The 9797-nt window shown below is 46.1% G+C and carries 15 protein-coding genes; 14 read left to right on the top strand and 1 reads right to left on the bottom strand.

The window, feature by feature from the left end; all coding sequences use genetic code 11:
* The first annotated feature begins 39 nt into the window (after positions 1-39).
* The 7 genes from ACOTX7_RS23265 (at position 40) to ACOTX7_RS23235 (ending at position 5763) form a co-directional block, all read left to right on the top strand.
* Entirely contained in the window at positions 40-315 is a 276-nt protein-coding gene (locus ACOTX7_RS23265) for a cag pathogenicity island Cag12 family protein (protein ID WP_421626168.1), read from the top strand.
* A gap of 87 nt (positions 316-402) precedes the next feature.
* A complete protein-coding gene (locus tag ACOTX7_RS23260) occupies positions 403-717 on the top strand; it encodes a TrbM/KikA/MpfK family conjugal transfer protein (protein WP_000754496.1) in 315 nt (104 codons plus the stop codon).
* 85 nt (positions 718-802) lie between these two features.
* Entirely contained in the window at positions 803-1129 is a 327-nt protein-coding gene (locus tag ACOTX7_RS23255) for a hypothetical protein (RefSeq protein ID WP_004208538.1), read from the top strand.
* The gene (locus ACOTX7_RS23250; protein ID WP_001215543.1) at positions 1126-1620 is read left to right on the top strand and encodes a thermonuclease family protein; all 495 of its coding nucleotides are present in this window, start codon (positions 1126-1128) and stop codon (positions 1618-1620) included. Before ACOTX7_RS23255 ends, ACOTX7_RS23250 begins: the two co-directional genes overlap by 4 nt.
* An 82-nt stretch (positions 1621-1702) precedes the next feature.
* Positions 1703-2965, top strand: coding sequence for an AAA family ATPase (locus ACOTX7_RS23245; RefSeq protein ID WP_000517490.1), 1263 nt, complete (start codon positions 1703-1705; stop codon positions 2963-2965).
* 3 nt (positions 2966-2968) lie between these two features.
* Positions 2969-5296, top strand: a complete 2328-nt coding sequence (gene topB, locus ACOTX7_RS23240; RefSeq protein WP_004199098.1) for a type IA DNA topoisomerase — start codon at positions 2969-2971, stop codon at positions 5294-5296.
* 11 nt (positions 5297-5307) lie between these two features.
* Positions 5308-5763, top strand: a complete 456-nt coding sequence (locus tag ACOTX7_RS23235) for an H-NS family nucleoid-associated regulatory protein (RefSeq protein ID WP_001293458.1) — start codon at positions 5308-5310, stop codon at positions 5761-5763.
* 37 nt (positions 5764-5800) lie between these two features.
* Here ACOTX7_RS23235 and ACOTX7_RS23230 read toward each other — a convergent pair whose 3' ends face one another.
* Positions 5801-6451 (bottom strand): YkgJ family cysteine cluster protein, encoded by a 651-nt coding sequence (locus tag ACOTX7_RS23230; RefSeq protein WP_000351937.1) that lies wholly within the window; start codon positions 6449-6451, stop codon positions 5801-5803.
* On the opposite strand from ACOTX7_RS23230, the gene ACOTX7_RS23225 reads away from it, so the two are divergent.
* The 7 genes from ACOTX7_RS23225 (at position 6441) to dqlB (ending at position 9553) form a co-directional block, all read left to right on the top strand.
* Positions 6441-6707: a hypothetical protein gene (locus ACOTX7_RS23225; RefSeq protein WP_032072053.1), complete on the top strand. Its 267-nt coding sequence runs from the start codon at positions 6441-6443 to the stop codon at positions 6705-6707. The genes ACOTX7_RS23230 and ACOTX7_RS23225 overlap by 11 nt on opposite strands.
* A 16-nt stretch (positions 6708-6723) precedes the next feature.
* A complete protein-coding gene (locus ACOTX7_RS23220) occupies positions 6724-6903 on the top strand; it encodes a hypothetical protein (protein WP_000136657.1) in 180 nt (59 codons plus the stop codon).
* On the top strand, positions 6900-7721 hold the full coding sequence (locus tag ACOTX7_RS23215) for a SprT-like domain-containing protein (RefSeq protein WP_000196235.1): 822 nt from the start codon (positions 6900-6902) through the stop codon (positions 7719-7721). Before ACOTX7_RS23220 ends, ACOTX7_RS23215 begins: the two co-directional genes overlap by 4 nt.
* Positions 7722-7830: 109 nt before the next feature.
* Entirely contained in the window at positions 7831-8085 is a 255-nt protein-coding gene (locus ACOTX7_RS23210; RefSeq protein ID WP_000510385.1) for a hypothetical protein, read from the top strand.
* 17 nt (positions 8086-8102) lie between these two features.
* Positions 8103-8378 carry a hypothetical protein gene (locus tag ACOTX7_RS23205; RefSeq protein WP_000557557.1) on the top strand — a complete coding sequence of 92 codons (276 nt, stop codon included), beginning with the start codon at positions 8103-8105 and terminating at the stop codon, positions 8376-8378.
* The gene (locus ACOTX7_RS23200; RefSeq protein ID WP_001093608.1) at positions 8375-8653 is read left to right on the top strand and encodes a hypothetical protein; all 279 of its coding nucleotides are present in this window, start codon (positions 8375-8377) and stop codon (positions 8651-8653) included. The genes ACOTX7_RS23205 and ACOTX7_RS23200 overlap by 4 nt, the downstream gene beginning before the upstream one ends.
* A gap of 804 nt (positions 8654-9457) precedes the next feature.
* Positions 9458-9553, top strand: a complete 96-nt coding sequence (gene dqlB / locus ACOTX7_RS23195; RefSeq protein WP_000609145.1) for a DinQ-like type I toxin DqlB — start codon at positions 9458-9460, stop codon at positions 9551-9553.
* Positions 9554-9797: the final 244 nt, after the last annotated feature.

Raw genomic sequence — 9797 nt, 5'->3', positions numbered from 1 at the left:
TGCGTGATCTGATCCTTCAACTCAGCAAAAGTTCGATTTATTCAACAAAGTCACTCAGTTATTAAATCAGACAAGGTTAATTCATCGTGGGTTAAGGTTATCCATAATTTCAGGCCTGAAAACCGCCTTTACGATGATGCTGTTTTTTATTCTGTTGCACATTCTGATTCAGTGATTGTTGAAACCAGTAACGGAACAGACTTTTTCACAGCTAAAAACTGGTTGAGGGCGAACGGTGCAAACGGTGTCATACAGTATCGTTATAAAATGAACTGTTTTTCTTGCCGGACTACCAGTGTTTATTTATCACGATAACGCCGGATTAATAAAATTCTTGTAATTTTATTGAGCCGGGGTTGAACAACCGCAGGGCGTTAGTTGCCCGTTATCCATGAGGTGTATATGAAAAAGACCGTAACCACGGCAGTGCTGCTTTGTGCGTTCGCTGCCGGAACTGCTCATGCTGAGGAAAAGGCCGACCCGAACGATCCATGTGCAATGGTGTTATGCCTTGCCGGAAAACTTGACGGAAGTAGTCCGGCAGAATGTGACCCGATGTATAAAAGTTTTATGTCAATCAGGAAAAAGAATAAACATGGTTTTTTACCCGATCACACGGCAGATGCCAGAAAGAAAAAACTAAATGAATGTCCTGCGGCTGATGCAGGTACAGTAAGTAAAATTATTTCAAGCTTTGGCCGATTGAAAAACTTTTAATTCTGTTTGATTTAATTCTGATGTGAATACGCAAGTTTCAGGTTTGAGACTGGAACTTGCGAACATTTTTTACAGGGGTGGGAGGATGAAAATTATTAACGTACCTGATGCAAGAAGTGTGAGAATTGCCGGAATTGAAATTATCGATAGTGTCAAATCGGTCGCTTCTGTTTTTACTGAAATTTTGTTGTTTATGGTCTGGTTTCCGGCAATTGTCTATGGGCTTTATCGTTTTGTTATCGTTTTGTGGGATGCTTCCTTAAAGCCGCAATCGCTCATTGAGTTTATTAATTTCATGGTTGAGTTATACAGCTATGTACTTCCTTCGTTGGCTGTTATCGCAGTGGCTTTAGTCGTCGTTTTATCCATTTTTAAAAGACTCTCAGCAATATGGGAGGGAAGAAAGCAATGAGACATTTTTTTAATGTTCTTTCCTTTGCTGTTGCCCTGTTGCCAGCTACATTGTGTGCTGCTCAGATTCAGGGGAAAGTTATTCGCGTTCTCGATGGAGATACCATCGAAGTTAAAACACTACCCGCGAAAATTGTTGTGTATGAAGTTCCGATTCGAGTCCGATTGATAAATATCGATGCACCGGAAAAAAAACAACCCTTTGGTCGCTGGTCAACCAATCAACTTAAAGCCCTGCTGGCAGGGCAATCAGTTACCGTCTCTTATACGCAAACAGATCGCTACGGGCGAGTCCTGGGACGAGTGGTGACAGCGAACGGCACTGAGGCTAACCGCCAGCAAGTGCTAAAAGGGGCTGCATGGGTTTATGACAGGTACAACACCGATAACTCATTACCGGCTCTGCAACGGGAAGCTCAGACACAGAAGCGCGGCCTGTGGGCTGACAGTAATCCCGTTCCTCCGTGGGAGTGGCGTCATAAACAAAACTGACGCGCTTCGCTTGTCCAACCCCTCCTCTGCCTGAAGAAAATCTTCAGGCAACGTCACGGTTTTTAATATACATGGTGCGCATATGGGTAAATTAACTCTGGTAGAGCAGGCTTTACGGCTCCATAAAGAATATTACGGTGAAGATAATTTTGGTACTGTCGTAAAGGATTGTGATTACTATCCTAAAGTGGCAGAGATTTTTATAAACAGAAAGAATCGTAAAATTTATTCGAATCTTGATATCGAACCCGTTGCTTCAACCGTCGTTCATACGGGAAGTAGCCCTGTTATGGCTAAAGCCGGGAGGATTAAAAAGCTTATGTTTAAAGATGGTTCGGGAGCATACCGGATTCATCTTGGTCAAAATGAAGTGGTTCATATTATTCGCTTCATTCTTAACTCTAAAGTCAGAATGGAGTACGCAGTTGGCACAACCAAAAGTATGTCGATGCTTCATAATCTTTGCGAAGCTGGACGCGCTAAATTAAACCGCTCTTTACCCCGTAAAGGTATCTGGAAAATCGGGTGTTACGACGGCGTTTATTATCACGGTAAGGCAAGGAAGGAAGAAATAGAAAACGCTTTACGTTTTTCTGTTCATCCAAAGTTTAATGAGCTGGAGAATGACTTTAATCAGTTCTTTTCGGATATTGATTTCTACACCCGTTATGGTCAGTCAGGAATGCGAAAAGTGCTTTTTACTGGTCCTCCGGGCACAGGGAAAACGACTATCGCAAAAGCTTTGGGGGCAAAATATCAGGATAAATATGTATTTGTTTATGCTGATGATTACTTTAAAGATGTTTGCTATGCCGCAGCTCAAAAGAAAATACCCGTTATCATAATAGCTGAAGAGGTTGATGAACTTTATCGGGCTGATGCCGGAACGTTAAGTTTTCTTGATGGGGCTGATACACCGCGAAATCTTGCCGGGACATATGTTATTTTTTCAACGAACTATCCTAACCGGATTGATCCGCGCATCAGAAAACGCCCTGGCAGAATTGACAGAATCATATCTGTAGGTGCTTTTCGGACTAAAGCCGCTGCCGCTTGTGCCAAAATGTACTTACCAGACGATATAAATATTGACCTTAAAGAACTTGGCGCGGTGCTGGACAGAACGACTCCTGCTGAAATAAAGGAGATAATAAATATTGCTATTGGCATGATTCGCGGAACAAAAAACGAATTAACAGTAGATGTAATCAAGAATGCGCGTGCCTTTTTGAAAGGAACCCTTGACCTTAGTGTGCAGGAGGCAGAAGAAGACATAGAGGAAAGGGAAGAAATCTTTAAAAAGAATGGTGCGCAGCCTGACTATTCAAGTTACCTTGAGGATTGATTAATGAGACTTTTTATTGCAGAAAAACCGTCTTTAGCAAAGGCTATTTTTGAAGGACTGGGCGGAAATCCCAATACAGAAAAGAAAAACGGCTATTTTGAACACGGTTCTGATGTCGTTACCTGGTGTTATGGTCATATGCTGGAGCTTTACGACCCACAGGATTATGACGACAAATATTCCAACTGGCGTTATAGTGATTTACCCATTAAAGCGGTTTATCCGCCAAAATATAAAATCAAGCCTGAATCAGAAGCACAGACCCGCATTATTTTGTCTCTTATCGATAAAGCCGACAGCATCGTTCATTCAGGCGACCCCGATGATGAAGGATGTTTGCTGGTTGATGAGATTCTGGGTTATGCCGGAAACAAGAAACCCGTCCAGCGACTGCTTGTTGCCGACCTCAACCTTGCGCCAGTGCAAAAATCACTGTCGAATTTACAACCTAACGATAAATTTCGCGGTATGACGTTAAGCGCCCTGGCGCGTTCCCTGTGCGATCAGGGTTTTGGCTATAACATGACGCGGGGATGTACATTAAAAGGCCGTGAGAAGGGCTATGACGGCGTTCTGAACGTTGGCCGGGTACAAAGTGCCGTTCTTGGTCTGGTGAACATGCGCACGCTGGCGAACCAGAATCACACAGAAAGCTTTTATTACGATGTATTCGCCAGTCTGTCGATGAACGGGCATCAGATTAAGGCGAAATATCAGACAACAGACGACGATCAGATAGACGAGAAAAAACGCCTGATCTCCGAAGCTCAGGCCGCGCATATTGCCGGACGTGTTACGGGTAAGGATGCTATTGTTACTATCGCGACGACAAAGCCGGAAAATAGCAAGCCTCCGCTTCCGCTTAACCTTTCCACGCTTCAGCAGCTCTGCGCAAAGCGATTTGGTTATTCTGCAAAAGATACGCTCGATGTGATGCAGGGGCTGTATGAAACTCACAAGCTTCTGACCTATCCACGTTCTGACAATCGCTATCTTTCAGATGAGCATTATTACCAGGCCGGAGATATTGCCACTGCTATAGCGGCCACCGTACCCGAACTGGCGTCTGCGATCGTAGATATGGATAAAGGCCAGAAACACAAAGCCTTTAATGCCAGTAAGATTGAGGCGCACCACGCCATCATCCCGACGACAAAAAGCGGAGCCGGTATTCAGCTTAATGAAAAAGAGCGGAACGTTTATAACCTGGTGTCCGTCTACTTTATCGGGCTGTTCTACCCGGATGCGATCCGCAACAAGACGAAAATCCACTTTGATATTAAGGGGGATACCTTTACGGCCACACAGAGCGTTCTGGTACAAAAGGGCTGGGAAGCGCTGGGTAAGGATAGTGATGACGAGGACGAAACCGAAGATGCCGGAACGGACGGTTTTGACCTTTCATTGCTGAAATTTAATGACAGCGGCCTGTGTGAATCGGCAGACGTGGACAAGAAAAAGACTACACCACCTCGCTATTTCACAGAGTCAACGTTACTGGCCGCCATGACGAGTGCGGCAAAATTCATTGATGATCCGGCTCTCAGAAAGGCGCTGGAAGCGAAAGACGAGGGCAGCAGTGATCGTGGCAGTATCGGAACGGAAGCCACCCGCGCGGGTATTCTTGAGAAACTGGCGGCAAATACCGGGCTTATCTCCATCGAAAAAGAAAAGGGGTATTCGGAGCTGGTATGGAAAACCACAAAACAAGGCCAGGAGTTTTGCGCTGCACTGCCTCCTGAAATCACTAAACCGGATATCTCCGCTCTGTGGGCTGAAAAGCAGTCTCAGATCAAAGCCGGAGAGCTGACAGTTGAGGAGTTTATTAAGGAAAATGATGAGTACGTCCAGGGGTTAATCGACGAGCTGGACAGGAACGGAATTTCGATTTCTTCAAATGCCACGCCCTGCCCGGTTTGTAACAACGGTTTCCTGCGTAAGCGTAAGGGGCAAAATGGCTTTTTCTGGGGATGCTCCTGCTACCCTGAATGCAAGACAACATTCCCGGACAAAGACGGCAAACCGGATATGGAAGCAAAATCCAGATCAGAAGGTTCCATGTCCCGGCTCGAAGCCCCCTGCCCTTCATGCAGTAAAGAAATTATTATCCGGCCTAAAGGCTTTTTCTGTTCCGGGTGCGAGTTTAAAATCTGGTCTGAAGTGTCAGGAAAAAAACTGACACAAAATCAGGTTGAGACATTAATCAAAAAAGGTAAAACCGGAGAGATTAAAGGCTTTACCAGTAATAAAACCGGGAAAAAGTTTGACGCTGCAATTGTTTTGCAGGATAAAACTACGGGTAAACTTGGGTTTCAGTTCAGTAAAAAATAAGGATTAACTCGATGAGTGAAAATGAAACGTTTGACGCAACAAAAAAGCTACTCCTGAATATTCGCTCTGTTCGTGTTTTTGCGCGAGAAACCAGCTTTGAACAACTGCTGGAAATGCAGGAAAAGCTTAACGCCGTGATCGAAGAACGTCGTGAAGAAGCAGAGCGTGAGGCAGCAGAACGCGCAGAGCGCGAAAGAAAGCGCCAGGAACTGCTCCAGTTGATTGCCGGAGAAGGTTTTTCACCGGAAGAACTGCTTGGCCTGTCCGAAGATGCGCAAAAAACACGCAAAAAGACGTTGCCAAAAGCGCCGCCTAAATATCAGTTTGATGAAAACGGCGAAACGAAATACTGGTCTGGTCGTGGCCGGACACCAAAACCAATCGACGAAGCGTTAAAAGCTGGCCGTTCTCTTGATGAGTTTCTCATCAAAAAAGATGCTTCCAGCACTGCTGGTGACGAACAGTAATCTAACAAGCCTCTGACACTGCGTCAGAGGCTTTTTTTTAGCAAAAAGGGCGCGGGGGGTTATGGTGAAGAAATCTTTGGATATCTTCGCGGGGATAAGGGAAGTAGTCTCTGATATCTTTGGTTTCTAACTTACCAGTGCAGTGATACGTCTGAAAATAGATCCACTCTGCTATTGTTTTGTAGATGTGATTTCCCATGTTCGCGCTTTGAGAACCATACTGCATGACTTGTGCATCCAGGTCATTACACATCTCCGGCGGAGTGAGTACATGATATGTCCTGCATAACAGCGGGCGGTAATTGTAGATTGAGCATGTTCCCTTCTCAGACAAAAACGGACATTTTGACTCATGCCCGGTCGTAAGCGGGTTGTCTCTGGCAGTAAGTTTACTTGCTTGTGCAATATGTGTTGCCTCAAGCGCGGTTAAATGAACATCCATTTTACAGCACGAAGAGCACCCCTTTTGACAGGAGGTAAACGTGCTCACAAATTCTTTGTTAAAACGATCCAAAAAGGCGTACATCTGTTTTAACTTGAGGTAAATATTACCGGATTGAGTATTGAGTTTATTTATGAGTGCCTTTAACTCATCGAAATACTTATCAGGTACGGGTTTCAGATTGGTATAGCCGGGTAATGTTTCGCCTGGCTCCAGGTGGATCACTGAGTTAGGTTTGATATCCATTGCTTTTGCTTCCTATATTCTTCTCGCGCTGGTTGTTCATTTGACACTAAAACAAGCGTCATACAATGGCAAGGTGTCAAGCCCAGCAGTAAATCACGCTTGCCAGCAAACCAGTTTCCTGCAGCCGGTTTGGCCGTTGATTTTTGCCAGCAATATTACCCGCTCGATGCCCGCCCTGGGCGTGAAATTGCCAGCAAAAAAGATTGCCGCTATCAAAGGTGTGGTTTATATTATCTGTATCGTACGATACAGATAATGGAGAAGCTTAATAGATGACTGAAAAAATCACTGACGAGGAACTGGCAGATTTGTTGGAGGCGCTCAAAAGAGCACATGGTATGGGCGTTTGTTCAAAGGCGGTTAAGCTGGCACAGCGTTGCGCTGATGTGTTCCCTGCTATTGTTGCAGAGTTACAGGAATATCGGAACGCCGCTAAGCGAACTTCAGCATGACAAGAGCCACGGAACGCGCTTACAGCGAGCTACAACAGGCGTTTGATTTCTATAACCAGCGCCTTTTTGACGGCGAACTCCCTGACTGTCTGATTACGTTCCAGCGCGGCAAGAACACAATGGGCTATTTCAGTTACAGGCGCTTTGTTGCTGCTGACGGCAGCGGCAGGATGATTGATGAAATCGCCCTCAATCCTGAATACTTCCCGGTGTACCCGCTTATTGAAGTCATGCAAACGCTGGTTCATGAGCAGTGCCATATGTGGCAGTACCACTACGGCAACCCGTCGCGTAAGACGTACCACAATGCGCAGTGGGCGGCAAAAATGGAAAGTATCGGACTTATGCCCTCCTCCACCGGGAGACCTGGTGGTGCGAAAGTCGGCCAGAAGATTAATGACTATCCGATCCCTGGTGGCCGCTTCCAGCGCGTCACACTGGAACTGTTCCAGGGGCAATTTGCTTTGAGCTGGTTTGATCGCTTCCCTGTCCAGGTCGAACAACAAAAAGATATGACCGCCGTAATAGAGCAATGGCGCGAAACGCTTGCTCTGGCGCATCAAAATGCTGAGGCCGGGATTGATATAGAAGCGGTGCTTTCTATGGCTCTGCTGCCGTCAGTGTCACCGCAGAACGGGAGCCATTCAGATGATATGGCCGGGAGCAATGACAATGATTTGTCAGTTGCAGCATTTGAGGACAAGCCAAAACGAAATAAAGTTAAATATCAGTGTCGCGGGTGTGGCGCTGCCGTGTGGGGCAAAGCCGGACTGAATATTGAATGCGGCGATTGCGAGCTGGCTTTCATCGAAAATTAATTGCCAGCAAATTTTCCCGGTCACATCTGTTGGCCAGTGTTTTTTGCCAGCAAAGTTTCTTCCCGGGTTCGCGCCGGCAGCGCAAAAATGACAGCAAAAGAGGGGTATCATGGGGCATTACACAATCAGAACGAATGACGACGAAGATCAGGCCATTAAAAAGGCGCAGGAAGCGACCGGACAGGCATCAGCCAGCAAAACCTTTATGACGGCTATCCTTGAGCTTCAGCGTAACAGAGACGAGATGGCGCAGCTACGGCGTGAACTGGCGCAGGAAAAAGCGCGGAGTCAGGAGCTGGTATCATCGGTAAAACAATTCCGTTCCAGCCTGAACAATCTGTTTGATCTGGCTGACAACCCTTAAATAACAAGGAGCGAAACGTGCATACCACAAATGCGATTATCCTGTGCCTGGTGTCATATCCCTGCATCGTTGCATGGGTTATCTATAAAAACAGATTTGTCGATTACTTGTTTTTAACTCTGCTTGCTTGTTTGGGGAGCATTTTTTCAGTCGTATTGTATAAACAGCCCGACTACTCATTGACCATATATCAGGCCGTTGCTGTCGGCTATGCTGCCGTGATCATGCCAACGGTGTTAGTTTTGAGTGTCGTTAATATCTTCATGGGAAAAGCAGAGAGAACGTGCAAATGAATACACTGGCTGCACTGGAAAATACGTTTCGTGATATGAGAAAGCATGGCTGCCAAACAGTCATGGTCACGCAGTCTTTAGCTGATTTTGGCCGCTACAGCTATAAACCGCGCCCTGCATTTCAGGACTGGATCGAACGGCTGAAGACTGGCGAACGTCTGCCGCGAGGCCGTTACTTTGTTGGCAAGAAGCCTGGTGGCCGCCTGGTGCTCATTGATGAATTGGGGGGAACATGGACAGAAAAAGTAACAGTGATTCATACCAACGCTGGATGATAGAGAAGGCTGACAAAAGGGAAAGGACGCAAATCAGTATGTCGTTCGTAAAGATGAAGGACGTACTTTTTAACGTGCTGGCTATCGGTACTGTTTTAGCAGCCCTGGTGGTGATCTTTTATGAAGTGCAAAGCAGCTTATAAATTGATGGCCGTTGACAATGAATGTCATACTACCTGACCGGGCAATGCCGGAAGATTTCTTTCACGGGTGATGGTTTGTGATCCCGGCATTGTTCCGGCGCTCTCTCGTAAATTCTCGCGCCCAATCCCCCTCGCAAAACCTCAGAATTCACGTAACGCACCGCGATTTCGGCAACCATCAACCCTAACGTCCTTATGTTGTTGGGTTTGCCGCAGAACAATTTATTCATTTAAAATAGATTTAAACGAAGCGGGAAACCGCAGACGTAAAAAAACCGACTGGTGAGGTCGGCTTTTTTACGGTTCCGGTGCGAGCTGGTAACTCAGCCCGGAAGGGAAACTCTCTACAACTGACAATAGTATGATAATCCGTGAAGCCTGATTATGCAATATGACGGGCAGTGACTGTGCGTTAACGGTTTGCCTGAACGTTAGATAAACGTATAATCAGAGGGTTAGCTCTGTGGTGAGTCTCTCCCTGCATTCCGCTAAATGCGGCATGAACAGGTTCAAAGTCCTGACAGGTAATACAGGTGGTGCTGGTTATCTGTGCTCTGGCAGGAGTGAGACTCTCTACAACTGACAAGACGAAGAGAAGCCGTGGTGACAGGCAGTGTAAGAGCAAGCCACGGTGTCTTTACTCCATTTATGGAGAAAACGGATGATTAACCTGTTAATCATCGTTCTGAGGGCGGTAGCGGCGCTTGCAAACGCGCTGATTGCCATTCTGGAACTGATCCGCCAGTTCATCGACTAATGAACACGGAAACGTAATTAAGGCCGGAGGAACACCACCTCCGGCCTTTAATAAAAATATAGTTTAGTTACAACATTCACTAGTCTGTACTAACCACCACACACCTGACCTTCTGCGCACAAGTTACCTTTAATCACTCCTAAACAGGCATTTCATGAAACTCCCCTGTTCTTGCATCGGTAACAGGGGTCTGACGCTCAGTGGAACGAAAACTCACGTTAAGCAACGTTTTCTGCCTCTGACG

It is taken from the genome of Enterobacter cloacae complex sp. IR5418 (assembly GCF_049238105.1).
GTDB classification, from domain to species: domain Bacteria; phylum Pseudomonadota; class Gammaproteobacteria; order Enterobacterales; family Enterobacteriaceae; genus Enterobacter; species Enterobacter hormaechei.
This window is presented reverse-complemented; position numbering and strand designations above follow the sequence as displayed.